Raw genomic sequence first — 21,568 nt, 5'->3', positions numbered from 1 at the left:
TCAACATGTTTAAAAAATAGGTTGGTGCGGAAAATTGTGCGGAGTTGTAATTCTCGCATTGCTGATATCGGGTAGTGAGAGGGCATGCGCCGCTTATAAATTGGTATTGCTCGATGTGGCATCGGGTTATAGCGGATGTGGTTGGATTGATAATGGAGATGGAACCAGCACGCTTAGCGTCGATATCAACTACAAGCCAGTGGCCGGCGCTCTTCCTCCGGGGTTGTCGCTTTTTGGTCGAGGTATTTTAATTTATAATTATAGTAAAGACGGATCTTTGAATCCGAGTGCAAATTTAGCTTCATCTATTACCTTGGATGGGACAGCATCTTCGAAGGTGTACTCGGGCCAGGGGTATGTAATGTATAGCGGGAGGCTTGGGAATTGGCGGAATACCGCTAGTTTTGTTGCGCATTATGTGTTGCGGATAAATAATTCCATAGTGTCGGAGTGGCCGGCTATTTCAGTTAGGGCTGGGAATTATACGAACGGTGACGATGTCGGTGATAAGAACGGTGCAGCCTACCTCAGGTTTGGTGAGAATGATGGTGTTTGCGAAAAAATAACTAACCCGGAAGTGCCTCCTCCACTCGACATCGAAATCGGCATGACGGCTCCGGATTGGAATCTCGGCGAATTGCCGCTCGGCGATTCGGAAAAAACCTTCCCGGAAGTGGCCAACCAGCTTTGCTTCACGTATTCCGCTCCAGATGTCAAGGGCAAGCGCTTCCTCATCAATGCGAGCGATGCCAACGGCACCGTCGGCAATCGATACCGCCTCAAGAACACGAACGACGCTTCGCAGTTCATTCCTTATGACGTCAGCTTTTCAGGCAACAGCGTTTTCTCCCTGCCAAACGTGAAAAATGTCGCACTGACGATGGGCGATTCCGGAAAGACCTGTTTTGTGCCGGCGTTCAAGACAACGGTCGATAACGTGGCGGAAGGTGACTACAGCGACGTGATGACCTTCACGGTCATCGTTCAACCCTGAGAAAGCCCGATGTGAGGGGGCCGGTTGCGTGCGTCTCCGCCATGCAGCAGATAACCGACGAGTCGGCGTGGGCGCGAAGCCGATCGCCGTGCCGCAGGTCTGCCCGATGACGGCCAACCTCAAGTCGCTCGACGACGTGCCGGCTTACCTGAATGATCAGATCAAGCACTTCTTCGAGCGATACAAGGCGCTCGAAAAGGGCAAGTGGGTCGAGGTCGAGGTCGAGGGCTGGGCCGACATCGACGCCGCCCACAAGGAAATCACGGAAGGCGTCGCGAACGCGGCCAAGTAAGCCTGTCCCGCCGGCGCGCGCGAGCGTGCCGGCCTGCCGTGCGAAACCGCGCGTGCTCCGTTTCGGGGCCGCGCGGTTTTTTCATGGGCGCGCGGGGAGCGAGGCGGGGGGCGTCAGGATGACGGGCGACGCGCGCGCGGGCGGCGGGCCGCGCGGCGTTTCGAGCCGATGCCGGGCGGCGAGTCGGCGAGGGTGGCAGCGCAGGCGTCGGCCAGCGCGACGAACACGGCGGCATCGGCAACGGTGGACGTAGCCGGTTCGGCTGCCGCGACGACGCTTTCCGCCGCCGTCACCATACCGGCTGCCTCATCGCCGGCTTCGACTTCGACCGCCGCCGCCGGCAACACCGATTCCAGCGTGCGCCGACCGCTTGCCAGCGCGCGCTTTTGCACCGGCGTGAGCCGCTTGACCCAGTACTCGGCGCGCGAGGCGCTGGAGCGGTCGGCCAACGGAAACCACGCCAGCACGGTGCGCGGCTTGCGCGCCCGCGTGTAGCGCGCGCCTTTGCCGCTCGCGTGCTGCGCGAAGCGGGCGTCCACATCGGTGGTGATGCCGGTGTAGACGCTGCCGTCCTCGCATTCGATCAGATAGAGAAACCAGGACATGGCGGGGTAGGCCAATCGGATGAGGCAAGGCCGCCAGTTTCTCAGAAAAAGCGTGACGCCTCTCCCACCGGGCTCGAAAACCTTGCCGCTCATTCCTGGCAGGAAGTGAGTCTGGCCCGGCAATTCGGACAAAAAATCGCTCGACCACGCTAGATGGTTTGCCGGGCGAATCCCGCGCCAGGCAAGGTGATCTAGCACGCCCACAATATTATTTGGGGGTTTATGTGGCCCTTGATGTCGCACTTTGTTGAGATGGATTAAATATTTTGTAACGTATATTTTTTGATAAATTTTAAATAATCAGATTTATCTGATTGATATCAACACTTCGTCTGGACGATCATGGCGTCTGCTGTAAGTTTGCGATAGATCGAATGTTGTTCGCGATATTGCAAATTTTCACGCAATTTGTAGTACTTAATTTTTTAAGGGGTTGGTCATGAAGTTTGAAAAGATGGGTGTGGCGGTTGGCGCGGCACTGGTGTTGCTTGGTGCGGCGAACGTGGCGCAGGCCGATACGGTCCAGAAAAAGATCACGCTGACGGCGCAGATCAACGACGGCATTTTCGTTTCGAAGCCGGATGGTTCGACGTGGTACGGCACCGAAGAGCTGGAGGCGACCGACTACACGCAGGCCAAGTTCACCAAGACGCTGCCCGTGCGCGTCTGGTCGAAGAACAAGGATTTCAATATCTCGCTCGCCCAGCCGCTGAAGCTGGCGAGCGGTGCTTATGAAATGGCGAATGCCTTGGTCACGCTGTCGAGCAATGGCGGCGACACCGAAGTCAAGTTCGGTACCCCGCAGACAATCACCCAGACGACGGTGGGCAATGGCGGTTTCGACGAAGTTCACGGCCTGACGATCGACGTCAACGCGCCGGCGAAAATCGGCGAAGCGAGCACGAACGGCAGCTATAGCGGCGATCTCGTGATGGTGTTCGAGCCGGTCGCGGCCGCTTCACCGTCCGAGTAAATCTCCCATTGCACGGGAATTTCGCTCGCTCGAGGTTCCCGTCATCTGCCGTGAATCGAAGCGAATTCTTGCTTCTGCGATCTCCGAATAAACCCACGTGACTCCCGATTCAATTCCGTTTCGACTCAATACGATTTGGGTCGGGGCCTTCATTTTCATTTCGTCGAGCGCATTCGGGAACCTGAAGGTTTCCTATGGCGTTCCGGAAGGATTCGGCGAGGCCGAGCTGGATGACCGCGCGCATTATGTGGCGACATTCAACGGTCGCACCCTGCCGGGTTTCGTCTCCTATTCGTCCGTGACGAACGCGCTTGAATTCGACGAAGAAAAATATCGGGCAAACGGGATTTCGGCGAATGACGTGGAGACGCTGAAACGGATCGTTTCGCAACTGGATTACAAGCGTTGCCGCGACGGCTGCGACACGCAGGTCGACGGTTATTTCGTGAGCGTCGACAAGCTCAGGCGGTCGATCGTCATCCGCGATTCACGCAACGATTACATCGCCCCGCCCACGCACCTCGGCATCGTCAACAACCATGCGGTGGATTTGCGCGCGGCCTCCGATGGTTATCGCGCGGCGAACATCAACGGCAATACCTGGGTGGGTTTGCCGTCGCAGAGCTTCGGCTACACCTATCAGCAATCGAACTTCGGCCGTTCTCACCAGGCCGAGGTGCGCTGGAACTATCGCCCGAACGGCCTGTGGGCCACCTTTGCGCTGGGCGTGCAGAAGGGTGGCTTCCAGCGTGATCGAAAAGGCTACGGTGTTTATCTGAACATGACGATGACGCTGGAAAAGGTGCAGGCGAGCTTCGGGGCCGCGCATTCCGGCGGGCAGACCCAGTTGAACGCCGACGTACGCAAGGATTTCCAGGACGGGTTCGGCACGTCCACGATCGGGATGAACGCCAATCGCGTGGGCAACGATTTCGGCGCCAACGTCTATGGCAGCCGGTCGGGCACGCGGGGCGACGCGTCGCTGAACATCGGCCACGCGGCGGGCATTACCAATGTCGATTTCAATTACCGGGGCATGGCGGCCGCGAACCGGCATGGCGCTGCACTCGGCCGGTACAGCGGCAGCGGCAGCGCGATGTTGCTGAAAACACCCGATATCGAAGGCACGAAATACGGCTTCAATGTCGAAGGCAACCCGGTGGCCGGCAACGGTACCTACGCGGTGCCGCTGCCCGCTTACCAGGACGTCCCGTTCGCGCGGGTGTTCAGCAACAGCCAGGATCTCGACATGAATATCGAGGTGCCTGCGAACGTGGTGCGCGCGCATCCCGGGCAGCTCTATTCGGCATCGGCGCGTGTCGATATCAGCATGATCTACAGCGGTTTCCTGACCGATGCCGAAGGCAAGCCGCTGAGTGGAACGATCGAGGAAAGCGGCGACACCGTCCATAAGAACGGCCTGTTCTCGCTCGTCAGCAAGAAGCTGATGTCGCGGCTCACGGTCAATCGCGACGGGAAGCGCTACCACTGCAACCTGAACGGCGCGCAAGGCAGCTATTACCGCTGCGAATGACGCGTCCCAATTTTGAAAGGCAAGTCGATGAAAACAATCCGACGAATCGCATCCGCGGCATGCTGCGCGGCGCTGTCACTGTGCATGAGCCAGGGTGCTCGCGCGGAGGGCGAACTGATGGTGATGCCTGCCACCACGAAGGTATTCAATGCCCACGAACGGCATGTGACCGTCAAGAACGTCGGCGATTCGCCGCTGTACCTCAATATCTCGGTGCAGAAAGTCACCAACCCCGGCGTCACGCCGGAAACGCGGGTTGCGCTTGGCGACGTCGATCACCCCGGGATGCTCGCCAGCCCGGACAAGCTGACGCTCGGGCCGAACCAGACGCGCTCGGTGGTGCTGAAGTCCCTGGCGGAGCCGGCGCAGGAGGAACTCTACCGGCTCTACATCGTGCCCGTCAGGGCATTGCGGGTCGAGAGCGCGCCGCAGGACACGATCACCGCGCCGATGTCGGTCGCGATCGGGTACGGCGTGCTGGTGCGGCACATGCCGGCGCCGGGCAAGCAGCGTTCCGGCTGGACACATCGCTGCGAGGATGGCGGGATCACGCTGGAGAACACGGGAAACATCCGGAAAATCCTGACCGATGTGGTTGAGGATGCAACGAAACCCTCGCAAACCCTCGCCGTGTTTCCGGGCACGCCGCAGCACTTCGCCACGCACCGGATGACGTTGAAGGACGACGACGAGCCGGTCACGCTGACATGTCCGTGACGAAGGGCGCGGCGCACTGGCTGGTGGGCACGCTGGCAGTGTCGTGGTGCTTTGCGTGTTCCGCGGCGGGCGTGCTGAAGTTGTCCCGCACCGAACTCAGGCTGAAGCCGGACGGCGCGGCCAGCCAGTTATGGGTTGAAAACATCGGCGATTCGCCGCTGTATCTCGATGTGACGCAGCAACGGGTCGCCAACCCGGGGCAGGTTCCCGAGCGGCTCGAGCCGGTGGAGGAGGTGCCGCGGCCCACCTTGCTGGTGCTGCCGAGGCGGTTGGCGCTGTCGCCTGGGCAGCGATACCCAATCGCACTGAAAGCGCTCGCCGTGCCGCAGCGCACGCAAGTGTGGCGCGTCACGTTCCGGCCTCGCGAGCGCATCGTGGTCGATGGGGGCGGGGCGGGAGGTACGGCCGCGCCGCTGTTCGTCAGTGTCGGGTATGGCGTGGTGATTTATCAATTGCGTGGCGAAGAACGATAAGCCGGTGGGGTGAAACCCGTTTCGTGTCTTGCTGGCTGCCGATGATGATGTTTTTTATATTCAAAGGCGGTCGGTTTTTCTGAAATTTCAAGGCGCTTGATATGTTTAAAAAAAGAGCTTGGCGCAGAGGGTTGGCCGGATCGGCAATTCTTGTGTCGATTATGTTGAGTGGTGGGAAGGTGTGCGCTGGTTTACCACCGTATCTTCTTGATGTTGCAAGTGGTTATGGCGGATGCGGTTGGATTGATAACGGAAATGGAACTAGCACGATTAGCGTTGATGTCAGCTACAAGGACGTATCGTCAGGATTTCCTGCCGGAAAACTTCTTTATTCGCGATCTATTGTAATGTATATATATGATAAATCCGGACGTGTGAAGCTGCCGACTGCTTTTGATCAAACCGTTTACTTGAATGGTGAGCGTAATTACGGTTATTTGAATTCGTATTCAGGAAAATATACAAGTTATAATGGTAGTTATTATCTTGAAAAGACAGATTGGCGGATCCATGAAAGCTACGTTGCGAATTACAGACTGGTGGTGAAGAATTCCTATCTTTCGGATTGGCCGGCTGTCACGCTTCTGGCAGCGAATCGCGAGTTATATGGCGGCGATTTTGGTGCAAAATCCGGTGCTGTCTACATCAGATACGGTGAGAGTAACGGTGTTTGCGAAAAAGTAACCAACCCGGACGTTGCTCTCCCGCTGGACATCAAGATCAACATGACGGCGCCGGATTGGAGCCTCGGCGAATTGCCGCGCGGCGATTCGGAAAAAACCTTTCCTGAAGTGGCCAACCAGCTTTGCTTCACGTATTCCGGCCCGTCGGTCAAGGGCAAGCGCTTCATCATCGACGCGAGCAATGCCAATGGCGTCGTCGGCAATCGATACCGGCTCAAGAACATGAGCGATGCGTCGCAGTTCATTCCGTACGACGTCGCCTTATTAGGCAGCAGCGCTTTCTCCTTGCCGAACGCGACGAACGTCGCGCTGACGATGAGCGATTCCGGAAAGACCTGCTTCGTGCCGACGTTCAAGACAACGGTCGATAGCAAGGTGAAGGAAGGCGACTACAGCGATGTGCTGACCTTCACGGTCGTCACTCAACCCTGAGAACGTTCATGAAAACCCCCATCTGGTGGGCCGTCGTGCTCGCCGCGGCCATGCTGCCCGCCGTTGCGTCCGCGCAGAAGGTCGTCCTGAGCGGAAAAACCAGCAGCAAGGTGACCGCGCATGTCACGCGGCCGAACAACCTGTTCGTGACGAACGACACGGGCGGCTGGTTCGATCAAGGGCTCGAGATGCAGCAGCTCGGCGGTTGGGACACGGCGTTCGAGGCGCAGGCCCGGTTGAAGGTCGTATCGAGCAGCGGCACGTTTCAGGTCCGTCTCGATGCGCCGCTGAGCATCACGCATCAATCGAATTCCGCGCTGGTTTTCCGAGCCCCAACGGTCACGCTCGGCATCGAAGGCGGCGCGCCGAAGCCGCTGACGCTCGATCGAAGCGCGGAGTTCCGCAATCCGGCTCCCCCGCAAGAGGGTGAGGATTCGGTGGGCTACTACGTCCTCGATGTGGCGGCGCTACCGCCCGCCGGGGATTTCAAGAGCACCGCGGGCACCTACAGCGGCGTGTTGTCGATGACCTTCGAGCCGGTGATTACCGAGCCTTGACGGCCCCAGCAAGCAGGAGAGGTTCAGCATGAAGCGAGTTTCGAACGGATGGCTGTGCGCCGCGGCCCTGGCGGCGATGGCCGCGCCGATGTCGGCGGCCGCGACGATCGACGTCAGCCCGAAGGACGCGAAGGTCGGCGCCGAGGTGACGTCGATCAAGGTCGTCAACAACGGCAATCGCACCGAATACGTCAGCGTGACGCTGTCACGCCTGCTCAATCCCGGCGTACCGCTCGAGGACGAACACCTCGAGCCGGTCGGCGACGCGGCGCGGCCGGCGCTGTATGCCTATCCGTTTCAGATGAGCCTCGCGCCGGGGCAGGGGAAGACCATCAAGCTCAAGGTGATGCGTCCCGTCGCGAAGGAAACGGTCTATCGGCTGGAGGTCCGGCCGGTCGTCAAGCTGCTCGGCAGCGATCGCGGGCATTCATCCGCGGCGGTTGTCGCCAATCTCGCGTTCAGCAACATCGTCCGTCAATTGCCGCCGACGGCCCGCGAGGGGCTCGCCGTGACGTGCGAGGCGTCCGGCGCGCGGCTGAACGCAACCGGCAACGTCCACTATCGCGTGGAAGGCGCCGAGGTGGACGGCCGGCGGCTCGACGAGTTCAATGTCTACCCGGATGTGCCGCGCGTGCTGGCGGGAGCGACCGTGATGGTGCCGGGCCATCCGGCCTGTCGTGGGGCGACGCGCGACCGGTAGCGGCGAGTTCGCGAAATGGATGCGCGATCAGGTGTTGAACGGCTTGTGCTTGCGTAGTGAATCGACGTAAGCGTGGATCTGAATCCGATCCGTCGCTCGCTCGAGATATTCGCCCATTGCATCGATGAATGCCTGATGCGCGACAACTCGTTGCAGGTTGAAGGCATCGGTGGTTTATAGAAATTAGGGATGCTAAACATGTTTAAAGAAAGTTCTGGATGTTGACCGGAGTTGCGATCCTTGTATTGCCGATGCCAGATGGCGAGAAGGCGTGCGCCTTGAAAAATTTGTAATTGATGGGGGTGTCATCGGGTTGTAGTGGAGGTGGTTGGTTTGATCGTGGAAATGGAGTTGGCACGATTGCGGTTGATATCGACTGCAAATGCGGAGTTTTGAGGCAGGGCGAGAAGCTTGCTCGTGCCATTTGCCTGAATGGTGATGGGGAAATATGTGTGAATATTTATTCTGCTCGGGTGTGTGCGATCTATTGCAACAAATCAGAGACTGCTGGGTTTGGATTGAATGCTGAATTTTTTTACGTATTGTGGGATGACAATGGGAAATCATAGTTTTTCGGATGGGCCGGCCATTGCCATTGGGGCTGAAAATACGGCCTTTGGTGACGACGCTGGTGAAAAGCCCGGTGTTGCATACATTGGATTCGGTGAAAATCAGGGTGTTGGCGAAAAAGCAAGCAACACGGAAGTTCTTCCCCCGCTGGACCTATCCGCCATTTCGTGGGCGGGGCATATCGTGAGGCGTTGATTGCATGGATATGCCGATGAAAAAGAAACGCACGCCCAACGAACTGGTGGACCCGCTGGCCGAAGGGTCCATGTCGCTCGGCGAAGTTCAGGACCTGATGCTGGCGTTCAACAAGGCCGTCATCGAACGGGCGATGGGTGCCGAGATGAATCTGCATCTGGGTTACGCGTCCGGCCAGGTCAAGCCGCACGGTCAGGCCAACGAACGCAACGGCGCCAGTGGCAAGACCGTCATCACCGATCGCGGCCCGGTTCGTGTCGAAATCCCTCGCGACCGGGACGGCAGCTTCGAGCCGATCCTCATCCCCAAGCACAAGCGCCGGTTTGCGGGCTTCGACGAACGCATCATCGCGATGTACGCGCGTGGCATGAGCGTGCGCGAGATCCGCGCATTTCTGGCCGAGAGCTATGGAGCCGAGGCGTCTCCCGATTTCATCAGTTCGGTCACCGACGAGGTCATGGCCGAAGCCTTCGCCTGGCAGGGCCGTCCGCTGGAGACGATGTATCCGTTGGTGTTCTTCGACGCGCTGCGGGTCGAGATTCGCGATGACGGCATGGTCGTCAACAAGGCCGTCTATCTGGCGTTGGGCGTCCAGGCCGACGGCCAGCGCGACGTGCTGGGCCTCTGGATCGAGCAGACCGAAGGTGAGGAATTCTGGCTCGAGGTGTTCGGCCAACTCAGGGCGCGCGGATGCCAGGACATCCTGATCGCCGTGGCGGACGGCCTGAAGGGCTTGCCCGAGGCGATCGCCGCGGTCTACCCCCGCGCCACCGTGCAGACCTCATCGTGCACCTGATTCGCAATAGCCTGGAATTTGCCAGCGACAAGGGCCGCAAAACGCTCGTCCAGGCGCCGACAGGCTGTTGAAAATCGCCTCACCTTGACGATCGAGACACTGTTTAAAAAGGTTTCGTATGCGATCGATCGCCGAGTTGCAGACGAATCGTGCAACATGCCCGGCTGGCGAGCGGCCGCGTTGCCACGCAACGGCTGCGTTCGGGCGATGGGGCCAGGTTGCTCGTCGCGGCCATGCTGCTTGCGTTGCGTTCGCGCGGCGCCGACACGCGATCAGGCCTTGAACGGGTTGTGCTCGCGCAGTTCGTCGACATACGCGTGGATCTGACCCGTCTCGCGCTTGAGAAATTCGCCCACCGCATCGGCGAAGGCCGGATGCGCGAGCCAGTGCGCCGAATGCGTGACCGTGGGCATGAAACCGCGTGCGAGCTTGTGCTCGCCCTGCGCGCCGCCCTCGAAGGCACTCAACTTCTCCTCGATGCAAAACTCCAGCAACTGGTAGTAGGCGGTTTCGAAGTGCAGGCACGGCACGTGTTCGAGCGCGCCCCAGTAGCGGCCGTACAGCGTGCCGCCGCCGGCCGGATCGCGCCGGTACACGGCCAGCGAACTGGCGATCGGCCGGCCGTCGGCCTCGGCGATCACGAGCAGCAGGTTCTCGGGCATCGTCTCGCCGATGCGCCGGAAGAAATCGAGATTCAGGTACGGGCTCGAATGATGCTCGCGGTAGGTTTGCCGGTAGCAGCGCGAGAAGAAGCGCCAGTCGTCGTCGGTGGCGTCCTCGCCGCGCACGCGCCGGAACGTGACGCCGGCTTCGGCCACCTTGCGCCGCTCGGCGCGGATGTTCTTGCGCTTTTTCTGTTCGAGCGTGGCGAGGAAATCGTCGAAGTGGCGATAGCCCTGATTGAGCCAGTGGAACTGCACGCCCTCGCGCAGCATCATGCCCATCTCGGCCAGCAACTCGGCTTCGCTGGCGGTGGGAAACAGCACGTGCAGCGACGACACCTCGCTCTGCTCGGCCAGCGCCACCAGCGTGGCGGCGAGCTGGCGGCGCGCGGCGTCATTGGCGGCGATCAGGCGCGTGCCCTGCACCGGCGTGAACGGCACGGCGCACAGCAGCTTCGGGTAGTACGGCACGTTGTTGCGCTGGTAGGCGTCGGCCCAGGCCCAGTCGAATACATACTCGCCATACGAATGGTGCTTGGCGTAGACGGGCGCCGCCGCCACCAGCGCGCCGCTCGCCTCGTCGGTCAGGGTCAGGAAGTTCGGCGCCCAGCCCGATTCGTCGACGGCGCAGCCGGTGGCATGGAGCGCGGCCAGGAATTCATGGCGCAGGAACGGCGTCGGGTGCGCCTGTCGCTCGAGCAGGGCGTTCCATTCGGCCGCGTCCGTTTCGAGCGGAGAGCGCAGGAGCCCCATGCGATAATCGTTGCGTTCGTGTTTCAACCGTCTGACATCCGTTTCGTTCGGCGTGCGCGCGTTTGCGCGCGGTGCGCCGGTGATGCGCCGGCAAGGCGCCTGTCACGCGGCCCGTGAGGCCGCGCAGTTCCCGTCATGAAAACCCGTATCGCTCTCGCCCAACTCAACGTCACCGTCGGCGATTTCGCCGGTAACGTCGCCCGGATCGTCGAAGCCGCCCGCGCCGCGCACAAGGATGGTGCGCATTTGCTGGTCGCGCCGGAGCTGGCGCTGTCGGGCTATCCCCCGGAAGACCTGCTGCTGCGGCCCGCGTTCTACGTGGCGGCCGCCGAGGCGCTGGCGGAACTGGCCGCGCGCCTCGCGCCGCTCGACGGCCTGGCCGTGCTGGTCGGCCATCCGCTGCGCACCGCCAGCGCCGATGGTAATGCAAACCGTCCGATCGAGCGCGGCGTCAATCCGGTCGATACCTGGAACGCCGCGTCGCTCATCGCAGGCGGCGAAATCCGCGCCACCTACCGCAAGCACGAACTGCCGAACACCGAGGTGTTCGACGAGAAGCGTTACTTCGCGAGCGATCCGCAACCGTGCGTGTTCGAGTTGAACGGCACGAAGTTCGGCGTGGTGATCTGCGAGGACGCCTGGCACGCGGCGGCCTCGCAACTGGCCAAGGCGGCCGGCGCCGAGGTGCTGCTGGTGCCGAACGGCTCGCCGTATCACATGAACAAGGACGCGGTGCGCGTCGACATCCTGCGCGCGCGGATTCGCGAGACGGGCCTGCCGATGGTCTATGTGAACCTGGTCGGTGGGCAGGACGAGCTCGTGTTCGATGGCGGCTCGTTCGTGCTCGACGGCGCGGGCCAACTGGTCGCGCGCATGGCGCAGTTCGAGGAAGGGCACGCGATCGTCGAATTCGACGGCGCGCGGCCCGTGGCCGCCACGGCCGAGATCGCGCCGGGGCTGTCCGCCGAGGCGCAGGTCTATCGCGCACTGGTGCTCGGCGTGCGCGACTACATCGGCAAGAACGGCTTTCCGGGCGTGCTGATCGGCCTGTCGGGCGGCGTCGATTCGGCGCTGGTGCTGGCGGTGGCCTGCGACGCGCTCGGCGCGCAGCGCGTGCGCGCCGTGATGATGCCGTCGCGCTACACGGCCGACATCTCCACCACGGATGCGGCCGAGATGGCGCGCCGGGTGGGCGTGCGCTACGACGAGATCGCCATCGCGCCGATGTTCGACGCGTTCCGCGGCGCGCTGGCCGCCGATTTCGCCGGCCGCGACGAGGACGCCACCGAGGAGAACATCCAGGCGCGCATCCGCGGCACGCTGCTGATGGCGCTGTCGAACAAGTTCGGCTCGATCGTGCTGACCACCGGCAACAAGAGCGAGATGGCGGTCGGCTACTGCACGTTGTACGGCGACATGGCCGGCGGTTTCGCCGTGATCAAGGACATCGCCAAGACACTCGTTTATCGTCTCTGTCATTACCGCAACGGCGCGGCCGAGTTCGGCAAGACCGACGTGATCCCGGAGCGGATTCTCACGCGCGCGCCGTCGGCGGAACTGCGCGAGAACCAGACCGACCAGGACAGCCTGCCGCCGTACGACGCGCTCGATGCGATCATGCGCATGTACATGGAGGAAGACCGGCCGCTCGCCCAGATCGTCGCGGCCGGCTACGACGAGGCGGACGTGCTGCGCGTCACGCGCCTCATCAAGATCAACGAGTACAAGCGGCGCCAGGCGCCGATCGGCATTCGCGTCACGCACCGGGCTTTCGGCCGCGACTGGCGCTATCCGATCACGTCGCGCTTCAACGAGCGTATCGACTGACGGGGCGCCGCGCGTAGAATCCGTCTCAGTCGTCCCCTTATCCGGAGCATCATCATGAAACGCATTACCGCCATCATCAAACCGTTCAAGCTCGACGAAGTGCGCGAGGCGCTGGCCGAAGTCGGCCTGACCGGCCTCACCGTGACGGAAGTGAAGGGCTTCGGCCGCCAGAAAGGCCATACCGAGCTGTATCGCGGCGCCGAGTACGTGGTCGATTTCCTGCCGAAGATGAAGATCGAAGTGGTGGTCGCGGCCGATCAGGTCGACCAGGTGATCGACGCCGTGATCGGCGCCGCGCGCACCGGCAAGATCGGCGACGGCAAGATCTTCGTGTCCGACGTGGAGCGCGTGATCCGCATCCGCACCGGCGAGGAAAACGAAGCGGCGGTCTGAGCGCCGCCTGCGCTGTCGTTATGCACAAACGCCAACGGCCCGGTGATCCGGGCCGTTGGCGTTTTTGTGTCCGTCTCGGCGGCATGCGCGAAGCGAAGCCCGGCGCGCCAATAAAAAACGGTGCGATACCCGTTGGGGTACCGCACCGATACGCGCCTCTCGCAGCAGCGTGAAACTGAGAATCTTGGTATGTCGCGGGTCGCCGTCAGGCGCCGGCGATCAGAACAGGTGCTGAATGCCGGCGTAGACACCCGTTTGCGAGCCGCCCGGATGCGGGTTGCCGGTTGCCACTGCCGTGCCCGACGGGTTCGCGTTCAGGCCGAAGTTGGCCGTCTTGCTGTTGCGCAGCGTGGCAGCCTGGATGTCGAGCAAGGTGCGCTTCGACAGGTTGTACGAGCCGCCGATCGTGTAGATCGTCGCGTTGCCGCCGCCGTTGTTCGCGTTCACGTGGTACACCGCCGCGATGATCGCCGCTGCCGGCGTCGCTTGCCACGTCACACCGCCCCAAGCCTGTTGCGTCGACGTGATGCCGGCGTTGCCTGCCGGGCCGGCGCTGTCCGCATGCGACGTCTGATAGGCCGCTTGCAGCTTGAAGGCGCCGAGGAACACGTTCGCGCCGATGAAGTATTCACGCGAGTTGTTGAACACGTCGTCGAACTTGCCGTTCACGCCATCGCGCGTTTCGTCGAACAGGCCACGAATCTGGAACAGCGAGTTCGTGTAGGTCACCTGCAGGCCATCGCTGCGGCCTTGGCTGCCGGGTGCGCCGGAGCCGCCGTTGAAGGTCGATTGGTTCGACAGCGAGTACACGCCGTAAGCGTCGAAGCCGTAGATGTTCGGCGATTGGTACGAAATGTTGTTGCTGGTCTTGTTCCAGTTACGACCGCGCACCAGCGATGCCGTCGACCAGTTCGACTGGCCGAACGGGTCGAAATCCCACACGCCGTTGGCGATCGCGAGTTCGCGACCCAACAGCAGCGTACCGTATGCGTCGTTCGAGATCCCGACCGTCGCAAAACGATCCCAGATCGTGCCGCTGGTGCCCATGTTGCCGTTCATGGTGTTGAATGCGCCTTCGAGGTGGAACACCACCTTGTTGCCGCCGCCGATATCTTCGGTGCCCTTGATACCCCAGAGGCTGGTGCCCCAGTCGCCGCTTTCCGCGCGGACCGTGTGACCGGCTTGGCCGCCGTTCAGGTATTCGAGCCCTGCATCCAGACGACCGTACAGCGTCACGCTGCTTTGCGCATGCGCCGCCACTCCGGCAGTCATCAGTGCTGCCGCGAGCAATGCTTTCTTCATCATCTCCTCCATACCCTGTCAAAAAGTCAACCCACCAACTGCGCACATGCCGGATGTTTGGGATGCATCCGGTCAACATGGGATAACCAGAGAGACCGCGTGCGATGCCGGATAGGCACTGCCTGGCGTGCGGACTAAGCTCTTTGCAGGCCGTTTTGCCGGTTGGGCAAAGCCGGGGTCTCCTGTTGTCATGAAGCTAAACTACATTTCATGACTTTCGTTTTGCTACTTTGGTTACTAATTTAGCAAAAATACACTTTGGTGGCGACGAAAATCGTTGTTTGACTAGCTGATGTCGCCAAATTGCAATAAACGCTGCCCGGGACACCGCCTAAACGGTGCCGAAAAATAAGACAAGTCCTTGCCGGATAAGGCGCTCATGGATTTCCGGGAGGGGGGTCAAGGATTGCCACTATTGACGCCCGAATACGGCGGGCGTAATTCGATCAGGACTGGAAATCGTTAGCTATCCGTAAAGAAATGACGACGATTTCATGCGCGGTACGAAAGTGTTTAGTTGTTTTTAATAAACGAGTGCGCGAATTCACGTTGGCGGCAAGCGAACGTGCGCGGGCAACGTGAAGCGAACGAGGCGCAGGGGAGGCGAGTGAGGCGGGGAGCGCCGGCAGCGCGGCGCGAAGCGTGTCGCGCGCGATGCCGGCGTGAGCGGGTGCTCGGGGAAAGAACTTACTTGAGGCTGCCGGACAGGAACTGCTTGAGACGTTCGCTGCGGGTATTGCCGAATACCTCGGCCGGTGCGCCTTCTTCTTCCACGCGGCCCTGGTGCAGGAACATCACGTGGTTCGACACGTTGCGTGCGAAGCCCATTTCGTGCGTGACCACGATCATCGTGCGGCCTTCCTCGGCCAGCTTCTGCATGACCTTCAGCACTTCGCCCACGAGTTCCGGGTCGAGCGCCGAGGTCGGCTCGTCGAACAGCATGACGTCGGGATGCATCGCCAGCGCGCGGGCGATCGCCACGCGCTGCTGCTGGCCGCCCGACAGGTGTGACGGGTATTGCTTCTCGACGCGCGGCTGCAGGCCCACCTTCTCGAGATATTCGCGGGCGCGCTGCTCGGCCTCGCGCTTCGACAGCCCGAGCACGTTGACCGGCGCTTCCATGACGTTTTCCAGCACGTTCATGTGCGACCACAGGTTGAAGTGCTGGAACACCATCGCGAGCTTGGTGCGCACGCGCTGCAACTGCTTGGTGTCGGCGGCCTTCAGCGCGCCGCCCTTGTCTTTCGCGGTGCGTACCTCTTCGCCGTCGACGAAGATGCGGCCGGCGTTCGGCTGTTCGAGGAAATTGATACAGCGCAGCATCGTGCTCTTGCCCGAGCCGGACGAGCCGATCACGCTGATCACGTCGCCGGCGTGCGCCTTCAGCGACACGCCCTTCAGGACTTCGTTGCTGCCGTACTGCTTGTGGAGATCGTCGACGAAAAGCTTGTGCATCGTGGAATTCATCAGGAGTCCTCGCGCCTTTATTTGCCTTGCGGGCGCAGGTAGGCGAGCCAGCGTCGCTCGGCGCAGCGGAACAGCCACACCAGCGTGAACGAGATCGCGAGATAGAGGAGCGCGGCGATGCCGAACGCGTGGAAGGACATGTAGGTGGCCGAATTGACGTCGCGCGCGATCTTGAGGATGTCGGGCACGGTGGCGGTGAAGGCCACGGTGGTCGCGTGCAGCATCAGGATCACTTCGTTGCTGTACAGCGGCAGCGCGCGGCGCAGCGCCGATGGCAGGATCACGCGGCGGTACAGCGTGAAGGTCGACATGCCGTAAGCACGCGCGGCCTCGATCTCGCCGTAGTTGGTCGCCTTGATCGCACCGGCGAAGATCTCGGTGGTGTACGCGCAGGTGTTCAGCGTGAACGCGAGCAGCGTGCAGTGCATGCCGTCGCGGAAGAACGCGTTGAGCATGGCCGTGTCGCGTACCACGTGCAGGCTGTAGAGGCCCGTGTAGCAGAGCAGCAACTGCACGTAGAGCGGCGTGCCGCGGAAGATGTACGTATAGAGCCACACCGAGCCGGACAGCCACTTGCGCTTCGACACGCGCGCGCAGGCGAGCGGCACCGACAGGCAGAAGCCGAGCGCGATCGATACCACCAGCAGCCACAGCGTGATGGTCACGCCGGTGAAGCGATACCCGTCGGTATACAGGTAGTTGCGCCAGTATTCCTGAATCAGTTCGATCATAGGTCAGCCTTGCGGACGCCGGCGGAGTAGCGTTTTTCCAGCCACATCAGCACGAAGTTCGAGATCGTCGTGATCGCGAGGTAGATCGCCCCCGCGAGCAGCGTGAAGAAGAAGAAACGCAGCGTGCCCTTGCCCGCGTCCTGCGACGCCTTGACGACGTCGGCCAGGCCGATGATCGAGACCAGCGCGGTGGATTTGACGAGCACCTGCCAGTTGTTGCCGATGCCGGGCAGCGCGAAGCGCATCATCTGCGGGAACATCACCCGCGTGAACACCTGCCAGCTCGACATGCCGTAGGCCGCGCCCGCTTCGAGCTGGCCGCGCGGCACCGAGAGGAACGCGCCGCGGAAGGTTTCGGTGAAGTAGGCGCCGTAGATGAAGCCGAGCACCAGGACGCCGGCCGCGAACGGGTCGATGTCGATCTGATCCCAGTTCATCAGGTCGGTGAACTGGTTCAGCCAGATCTGGATGCTGTAGAACAGCAGCAGCATCAGCACCAGGTCGGGCACGCCGCGGATCAGCGTGGTGTAGAGCGTGCCGATGCCGTGCGAGATGCGGTTGCGCGAGAGCTTGGCGCCCGCGCCGAGCAGCCCGAGCACGAACGACAGCGCCAGCGACAGCACCGCCAGCTTGACGGTCTGCCAGGTGCCCGAGAGTATCAGCGGGCCGTAGCCGGAAAGAAACATATGAGGTCCTTGACGGCGCATCGTGTGCGCCGCGAAAGACGCGTGCCGCAGGTTGGCGGCGCGCCCCGTGCTTGTGTGTCGGGCCGCCCGGTGATTCCGCCGGGCGGCTTTCGACTTCCTCGTGCCGGGCGGGCCGCGCTGGGTAGCGCGGCGGCCGCTCCGGCCGAAACGTGGTTACTTCGCCGAATACACGCTGAACGAGAAGTACTGGTGCGACAGCCTGTCGTACGTCCCGTCCTGGTGCATCGCGGCGAGGGCGGCGTTGATCTTCGCCTTCAGATCCGTGTCCTCCTTGCGCAGGCCGATCGCGGTGCCGTCACCGATCGTCTTCGGATCCTTCACTTCGGGGCCGGCCCACGCAAAGCCCTTGCCGCGCGCCGTGCGCAGAAAGCCGTAGTCGGCCTGCAATTCGTCCTGCAGCGCGGCGTCGAGCCGGCCCGTCCCGAGATCGGTGTAGACCTGATCCTGGTTCTGGTACGGCACGATCGTCACGCCTTGCGTTTCCCAATAGGTCTTCGCGTAGGTTTCCTGCGTGGACCCCTGCTCGACGCCGACCCGCTTGCCCTTCAGCGACGCCACGCTCGGCCGCAGCGGCGAACCGGCCTTGGCGATCATCCGCGCGGGCGCGTCGTACAGCTTGTCGGAGAAATCGATCTGCTCGCGGCGCTTGTCGGTCACGGTCAGCGACGACACGATGATGTCGAACTTGCGTGCCTTCAAGGCCGGGATGATGCCGTCGAGATCCTGCGCAACCCACTTGCAGCGCACCGCGATGCGCGTGCAGATTTCCCTGGTCAGGTCCACGTCGAAGCCGACGATGTCGCCGTTCTGCGCGACCGATTCGAACGGCGGGTAGCTGGCGTCGACGCCGATGCGGACCGTCTTCCATTCCTTCGCGAAGGCGCTGCCCGCCATCAGGGCGAGCGCTGCGCACAGGGCGAGCTTGTTCATCTGTTTCCTCTTGCGACGCTGACAGGCCGGCTGCTGCCGGTCGCGCGCCGGCCGTATTCTAGACAGCCAAAATTCGGTCACGGCGGCTTCGGCGCGCGGTCGGGCAAGGCCCGGCCGGCCAAAAGCGCGGTATTTTACCCGAGCCGGCGGCGAGCAAGGTCGAATCGGTGCTCGGGAGTTTGCCGGGGTGCCGGAAGGCGGCGCAGGGGCCGGTGCGGCGGAGCGGGTGGCGGCGCGAATCGGCCGCAATGGCGGACGATGCCGCGCGTAGGCCGGGCAATGCGCGGACATGGCCGTTGACCGGCCGACGCATGCTTGGGACGCGCAAAAACAACGAAACGGGGCGGCCGCGCAAGCGGACCGCCCCGTTTTCGGGTTCGACCGGGGCCGCTTCGACCCCGGCCGGATGCCATCGTCTTACTGCGCCGGTGCCGAAGCGGCGGCGGCCTTCGCCGCGTGGCGATTCGCCCAGTGCGCCTTCATCTTCTCGTGGCGCGCCTTCATCTTGGCGAAATCGGCCTTCAGCGCCGTGCTGACCTGCGTCTTCTGCGGGTCGGTCAGGCCGTCGTAGAAGGCCAGCCAGGCTTTTTCGGTCTGCTGGTGCAGTTGGGCGTTCTGCTGGAACACCTGCTCGCGCGCGGCCTGCATCGCGTCGAGATCGAGGATCGGCTGGCTTTGCGCGGCGTCGAACTGCGCGCGCGACTGCTCGAAGTTCTTGCGCATCGCGTCGCGGTTCTGCCGGGTGGTGGCCTCGGCCGCCTGGTATTGCTGTTCCTGCGCCGGCGTCAGCTTCAGTTGCGCATGCAGACGCTTGAACACTTCCAGCGGGCCGCCGTGGTGGCCGTGGTGATGCATGCCCGGGCCGCCGTGCGGCGCGTCGGGCGGCGGGGCCGAGTCGGCCGCATGCGCGGCGGCGCCGAAGGCGAGGGCCAGAACGGAGGCGGCTGCGATAGCCACGCGGGACGTCTTCTTATACATTGCGATGACTCCTGGTCGAATGGGATCGTCGACACGGCGGGGCGGGCCGGCTGGCGCCGCCTGTTTCCGCATCGGGTAAGACGCAGCGTAGCCAAGCGCCTCGGACACCGTGTTACGTCGGGCCTGCCCGCGTTTACCGGGCATTACATCTGCCTTGCGCGGTAATTCGCAGTAACCCATTCGCGAAGATGTTTCAGCCGCCTTCCCCAACCCGCACGGTAAACTTCACGCCATGACTACCCAGATCCTCATCGTCGACGACGACCAAGAACTGCGCGACCTGCTGCGCGACTACCTCGTGCGTCAGGGCATGGAGGTGTCGGTGCTGCACGACGCCGCCTCGCTCGAAAAGCGCCTCGAGCGCGAACGCCCCGACCTGATCGTGCTGGACCTGATGATGCCCGGCGTCGACGGCCTGACCGCGCTGCGTCAACTGCGCGCGGCCGGCGACGACATCCCCGTGATCATGCTGACGGCGCGTGCCGACGACGTGGACCGCATCGTCGGCCTCGAACTCGGCGCCGACGATTACCTCGGCAAGCCGTTCAACCCGCGCGAGTTGCTGGCCCGCGCCCAGGCGGTGCTGCGCCGGCGGCGCGCCACGCCTTCGGCGGCGGCCCCCGAACAGCGCGAGCCTTATGCGTTCGGCCGCTTCGTGCTCGATTTCCAGGCGCGCACGCTGTCGGTGGACGGCAAGCCGGCCACGCTGTCGAGCAGCGAATTCGCGCTGCTGAAGATTTTCGTCAACAACGCGCTGCGCACGCTCACGCGCGAGCGCCTGCTCGAACTGCTGCACGGCCCGGAATACGACGGCACCGATCGCGGTATCGACGTGCAGGTCTGGCGTTTGCGGCGGATCCTCGAAAGCGATCCGTCCACGCCGCGCTTCATCCAGACGGTGCGCGGACGCGGCTACGTGTTCGTGCCCAACGGCGAGGCCCATGCGCAGACCCATTGATTCGCTGTTCGGGCGGCTCGCGCTGCTGGTGGTCGGCGTCCTGCTGCTGTCGCATTTCGCCTGGTACCTGGCGATCCGGCTCGACCGCAGCGAAACCCAAACGCGTTACGCCGTGGAGGAAGCGGCGTTCCTCGTCGATGCCGTGCGCCAGCACGTCGAGCGCACGCCCGATCTGCCGCTGCCGTCGCGGGTGCGCCTGGTGCCGTCCGACAGCGCCGACGTGCCGCCGGACGATCCGAACAAGCCGCCGCCGCTGCGGCGCTTCATCGAGGATCTGCGCGAACACATGACGCCGGGCACCATGGTGCGCATCGGGCCGCCCGGCAAGCCGCCGATGCTGTGGGTCAAGGAGCCGACCGACAAGAACTGGATCGTGGTGCCGGCGCAGCCGCTGCACCCGCGCCGTTCGCGCGACCGCATGCTGCTGTGGCTCGGCATGATCTTCGCGGCGGCCGTGATGGCCGCGCTGTTCGCGGCCTGGCAGCTTCAGCAGCCGCTGCGTTCGCTGGCGCGCGCGGTCGGCCGTTTCGGCCGCGGCATGCCGGTGCCGCCGGTGCGCGAGAAGGGGCCGCGCGAGCTGCGCCAGCTCACGCGCGGCTTCAATCACATGGTGGAGCAGGTGTCGCGGGCCGAGAACGACCGGGCCGTGATGCTGGCCGGCGTGGCGCACGATCTGCGCACGCCGCTCGCGCGCATGCGCCTGCGTGCCGAGATGATGGACGACGCGCGCCTGCGCGACGGCGTGGTGCGCGACGTGGATTCCATGTCGCACATCGTCGATCAGTTCCTGGTGTTCGCGCACGGCGGCGCCGATCGCAGCGAGGTGGTGGCGGTCGATCAGGCCTGCGAGCGGATGGCGCGCACCTATCGCGCGGTCGCGCCCAACGCGGCGCCGGTGGAAATCGCGGTGGCGGCCGGGCCGGGCTTCCGGCTGCCCACCGCCACGCTCGACCGGATCCTCTCGAATCTGCTCGACAACGCGCACGCCTACGGCGCGCCGCCCGTGCGGATCGCCACCGAGCGCACCGCGGAAGGCTACCTGCTGACCGTCAGCGATCACGGCAAGGGCATCGCGCCGCGCGATCTCGCCGACGCCACGCGGCCGTTCGTGCGGCTCGATCCGGCGCGCGGCGGCAACGGCCACAGCGGGCTCGGCCTCGCGATCGTCGAGCGGCTCGTGCAGCGCGTGGGCGGCCAGTGCCGGATCGGCAATCAGGAGCAGGGCGGCTTGCGGGTGGCGATGGAGTTTCCGTTCGGCGCAATGCCGAAACCGGAGCGGGAGCCGGCGGACGCCTGACTTGGCGTGACGGGAAGCGGGCGTACGGCCGAATCAGGCGGC

General features: G+C 63.0%; 20 protein-coding genes and 3 pseudogenes. 15 read left to right on the top strand and 8 right to left on the bottom strand.

Translation table 11 applies throughout. The features are described 5' to 3' along the window. The first annotated feature begins 100 nt into the window (after positions 1 to 100). The gene (locus AB4850_RS28650; RefSeq protein ID WP_414442793.1) at positions 101 to 994 is read left to right on the top strand and encodes a hypothetical protein; all 894 of its coding nucleotides are present in this window, start codon (positions 101 to 103) and stop codon (positions 992 to 994) included. Between the two features lie 64 nt (positions 995 to 1,058). Beyond that, positions 1,059 to 1,286 (top strand): annotated as a pseudogene (locus tag AB4850_RS28645) (inorganic diphosphatase); the annotation flags it as partial. Between the two features lie 49 nt (positions 1,287 to 1,335). Here AB4850_RS28645 and AB4850_RS28640 read toward each other — a convergent pair. After that, positions 1,336 to 1,891 (bottom strand): annotated as a pseudogene (locus AB4850_RS28640) (GIY-YIG nuclease family protein); the annotation flags it as partial. A 439-nt stretch (positions 1,892 to 2,330) separates the two neighbouring features. Here AB4850_RS28640 and AB4850_RS28635 point away from each other — a divergent pair. From AB4850_RS28635 to AB4850_RS28595, 9 genes and pseudogenes are all read left to right on the top strand, one after another. Next, complete coding sequence (locus AB4850_RS28635; RefSeq protein ID WP_414442792.1) at positions 2,331 to 2,864, top strand: CS1 type fimbrial major subunit; 534 nt, start codon at positions 2,331 to 2,333, stop codon at positions 2,862 to 2,864. Between the two features lie 361 nt (positions 2,865 to 3,225). Next, positions 3,226 to 4,398 carry a fimbria/pilus outer membrane usher protein gene (locus AB4850_RS28630; RefSeq protein ID WP_414442791.1) on the top strand — a complete coding sequence of 391 codons (1,173 nt, stop codon included), beginning with the start codon at positions 3,226 to 3,228 and terminating at the stop codon, positions 4,396 to 4,398. Positions 4,399 to 4,482: 84 nt separating this feature from the next. Continuing rightward, on the top strand, positions 4,483 to 5,115 hold the full coding sequence (locus AB4850_RS28625; protein WP_414445639.1) for a pilus assembly protein: 633 nt from the start codon (positions 4,483 to 4,485) through the stop codon (positions 5,113 to 5,115). Beyond that, positions 5,106 to 5,588 (top strand): hypothetical protein, encoded by a 483-nt coding sequence (locus tag AB4850_RS28620; RefSeq protein WP_414442790.1) that lies wholly within the window; start codon positions 5,106 to 5,108, stop codon positions 5,586 to 5,588. Before AB4850_RS28625 ends, AB4850_RS28620 begins: the two co-directional genes overlap by 10 nt. A 101-nt stretch (positions 5,589 to 5,689) precedes the next feature. Next, positions 5,690 to 6,703 (top strand): hypothetical protein, encoded by a 1,014-nt coding sequence (locus AB4850_RS28615; RefSeq protein WP_414442789.1) that lies wholly within the window; start codon positions 5,690 to 5,692, stop codon positions 6,701 to 6,703. Between the two features lie 8 nt (positions 6,704 to 6,711). After that, positions 6,712 to 7,260 carry a hypothetical protein gene (locus AB4850_RS28610; protein ID WP_414442788.1) on the top strand — a complete coding sequence of 183 codons (549 nt, stop codon included), beginning with the start codon at positions 6,712 to 6,714 and terminating at the stop codon, positions 7,258 to 7,260. Positions 7,261 to 7,288: 28 nt separating this feature from the next. Next, positions 7,289 to 7,960 (top strand): hypothetical protein, encoded by a 672-nt coding sequence (locus AB4850_RS28605; protein ID WP_414442787.1) that lies wholly within the window; start codon positions 7,289 to 7,291, stop codon positions 7,958 to 7,960. Between the two features lie 522 nt (positions 7,961 to 8,482). Further along, entirely contained in the window at positions 8,483 to 8,725 is a 243-nt protein-coding gene (locus tag AB4850_RS28600) for a hypothetical protein (protein WP_414442786.1), read from the top strand. 10 nt (positions 8,726 to 8,735) lie between these two features. Continuing rightward, positions 8,736 to 9,577 (top strand): annotated as a pseudogene (locus AB4850_RS28595) (IS256 family transposase); the annotation flags it as partial. 216 nt (positions 9,578 to 9,793) lie between these two features. Here the strand turns inward: AB4850_RS28595 and AB4850_RS28590 are convergent. Continuing rightward, the gene (locus AB4850_RS28590) at positions 9,794 to 10,963 is read right to left on the bottom strand and encodes a GNAT family N-acetyltransferase (protein ID WP_414442785.1); all 1,170 of its coding nucleotides are present in this window, start codon (positions 10,961 to 10,963) and stop codon (positions 9,794 to 9,796) included. 108 nt (positions 10,964 to 11,071) lie between these two features. Between AB4850_RS28590 and AB4850_RS28585 the strand changes: the two genes are divergently transcribed. Both AB4850_RS28585 and AB4850_RS28580 read left to right on the top strand, forming a co-directional pair. Beyond that, positions 11,072 to 12,763, top strand: coding sequence for an NAD+ synthase (locus tag AB4850_RS28585; RefSeq protein WP_414442784.1), 1,692 nt, complete (start codon positions 11,072 to 11,074; stop codon positions 12,761 to 12,763). A 54-nt stretch (positions 12,764 to 12,817) separates the two neighbouring features. Further along, positions 12,818 to 13,156, top strand: coding sequence for a P-II family nitrogen regulator (locus AB4850_RS28580; protein WP_013699037.1), 339 nt, complete (start codon positions 12,818 to 12,820; stop codon positions 13,154 to 13,156). Positions 13,157 to 13,375: 219 nt separating this feature from the next. On the opposite strand, the gene AB4850_RS28575 is transcribed toward AB4850_RS28580, so the two are convergent. The 6 genes from AB4850_RS28575 to AB4850_RS28550 form a co-directional block, all read right to left on the bottom strand. Beyond that, positions 13,376 to 14,461 carry a porin gene (locus tag AB4850_RS28575; RefSeq protein ID WP_414442783.1) on the bottom strand — a complete coding sequence of 362 codons (1,086 nt, stop codon included), beginning with the start codon at positions 14,459 to 14,461 and terminating at the stop codon, positions 13,376 to 13,378. Between the two features lie 684 nt (positions 14,462 to 15,145). Then, the gene (locus AB4850_RS28570; RefSeq protein ID WP_414442782.1) at positions 15,146 to 15,925 is read right to left on the bottom strand and encodes an ABC transporter ATP-binding protein; all 780 of its coding nucleotides are present in this window, start codon (positions 15,923 to 15,925) and stop codon (positions 15,146 to 15,148) included. 17 nt (positions 15,926 to 15,942) lie between these two features. Beyond that, positions 15,943 to 16,656 carry an ABC transporter permease gene (locus AB4850_RS28565; RefSeq protein WP_414442781.1) on the bottom strand — a complete coding sequence of 238 codons (714 nt, stop codon included), beginning with the start codon at positions 16,654 to 16,656 and terminating at the stop codon, positions 15,943 to 15,945. Further along, positions 16,653 to 17,342 (bottom strand): ABC transporter permease, encoded by a 690-nt coding sequence (locus AB4850_RS28560; protein WP_414442780.1) that lies wholly within the window; start codon positions 17,340 to 17,342, stop codon positions 16,653 to 16,655. The genes AB4850_RS28565 and AB4850_RS28560 overlap by 4 nt, the downstream gene beginning before the upstream one ends. Before the next feature lie 174 nt (positions 17,343 to 17,516). Next, entirely contained in the window at positions 17,517 to 18,293 is a 777-nt protein-coding gene (locus AB4850_RS28555; protein ID WP_414442779.1) for an ABC transporter substrate-binding protein, read from the bottom strand. 417 nt (positions 18,294 to 18,710) lie between these two features. Further along, positions 18,711 to 19,271: a periplasmic heavy metal sensor gene (locus AB4850_RS28550; RefSeq protein WP_414442778.1), complete on the bottom strand. Its 561-nt coding sequence runs from the start codon at positions 19,269 to 19,271 to the stop codon at positions 18,711 to 18,713. Positions 19,272 to 19,503: 232 nt separating this feature from the next. Between AB4850_RS28550 and AB4850_RS28545 the strand changes: the two genes are divergently transcribed. Both AB4850_RS28545 and AB4850_RS28540 read left to right on the top strand, forming a co-directional pair. Then, positions 19,504 to 20,229 carry a response regulator gene (locus AB4850_RS28545; RefSeq protein WP_414442777.1) on the top strand — a complete coding sequence of 242 codons (726 nt, stop codon included), beginning with the start codon at positions 19,504 to 19,506 and terminating at the stop codon, positions 20,227 to 20,229. Then, positions 20,213 to 21,526 (top strand): ATP-binding protein, encoded by a 1,314-nt coding sequence (locus AB4850_RS28540; protein ID WP_414442776.1) that lies wholly within the window; start codon positions 20,213 to 20,215, stop codon positions 21,524 to 21,526. The genes AB4850_RS28545 and AB4850_RS28540 overlap by 17 nt, the downstream gene beginning before the upstream one ends. Positions 21,527 to 21,568: the final 42 nt, after the last annotated feature.

Source organism: Burkholderia sp. 22PA0106, assembly GCF_047497155.1.
Taxonomy (GTDB): domain Bacteria; phylum Pseudomonadota; class Gammaproteobacteria; order Burkholderiales; family Burkholderiaceae; genus Burkholderia.
This window is presented reverse-complemented; position numbering and strand designations above follow the sequence as displayed.

Coding starts and splice junctions, on each gene's coding strand:
- AB4850_RS28605 (WP_414442787.1), top strand. CDS start 7,289: ATGAAGCGAGTTTCGAACGGATGGCTGTGCGCCGCGGCCCTGGCGGCG.
- AB4850_RS28625 (WP_414445639.1), top strand. CDS start 4,483: ATGAGCCAGGGTGCTCGCGCGGAGGGCGAACTGATGGTGATGCCTGCC.
- AB4850_RS28570 (WP_414442782.1), bottom strand. CDS start 15,925: ATGAATTCCACGATGCACAAGCTTTTCGTCGACGATCTCCACAAGCAG.
- AB4850_RS28620 (WP_414442790.1), top strand. CDS start 5,106: ATGTCCGTGACGAAGGGCGCGGCGCACTGGCTGGTGGGCACGCTGGCA.
- AB4850_RS28560 (WP_414442780.1), bottom strand. CDS start 17,342: ATGTTTCTTTCCGGCTACGGCCCGCTGATACTCTCGGGCACCTGGCAG.
- AB4850_RS28555 (WP_414442779.1), bottom strand. CDS start 18,293: ATGAACAAGCTCGCCCTGTGCGCAGCGCTCGCCCTGATGGCGGGCAGC.
- AB4850_RS28540 (WP_414442776.1), top strand. CDS start 20,213: ATGCGCAGACCCATTGATTCGCTGTTCGGGCGGCTCGCGCTGCTGGTG.
- AB4850_RS28545 (WP_414442777.1), top strand. CDS start 19,504: ATGACTACCCAGATCCTCATCGTCGACGACGACCAAGAACTGCGCGAC.
- AB4850_RS28610 (WP_414442788.1), top strand. CDS start 6,712: ATGAAAACCCCCATCTGGTGGGCCGTCGTGCTCGCCGCGGCCATGCTG.
- AB4850_RS28565 (WP_414442781.1), bottom strand. CDS start 16,656: ATGATCGAACTGATTCAGGAATACTGGCGCAACTACCTGTATACCGAC.
- AB4850_RS28600 (WP_414442786.1), top strand. CDS start 8,483: ATGCTGAATTTTTTTACGTATTGTGGGATGACAATGGGAAATCATAGT.
- AB4850_RS28635 (WP_414442792.1), top strand. CDS start 2,331: ATGAAGTTTGAAAAGATGGGTGTGGCGGTTGGCGCGGCACTGGTGTTG.
- AB4850_RS28615 (WP_414442789.1), top strand. CDS start 5,690: ATGTTTAAAAAAAGAGCTTGGCGCAGAGGGTTGGCCGGATCGGCAATT.
- AB4850_RS28550 (WP_414442778.1), bottom strand. CDS start 19,271: ATGTATAAGAAGACGTCCCGCGTGGCTATCGCAGCCGCCTCCGTTCTG.
- AB4850_RS28575 (WP_414442783.1), bottom strand. CDS start 14,461: ATGATGAAGAAAGCATTGCTCGCGGCAGCACTGATGACTGCCGGAGTG.
- AB4850_RS28585 (WP_414442784.1), top strand. CDS start 11,072: ATGAAAACCCGTATCGCTCTCGCCCAACTCAACGTCACCGTCGGCGAT.
- AB4850_RS28580 (WP_013699037.1), top strand. CDS start 12,818: ATGAAACGCATTACCGCCATCATCAAACCGTTCAAGCTCGACGAAGTG.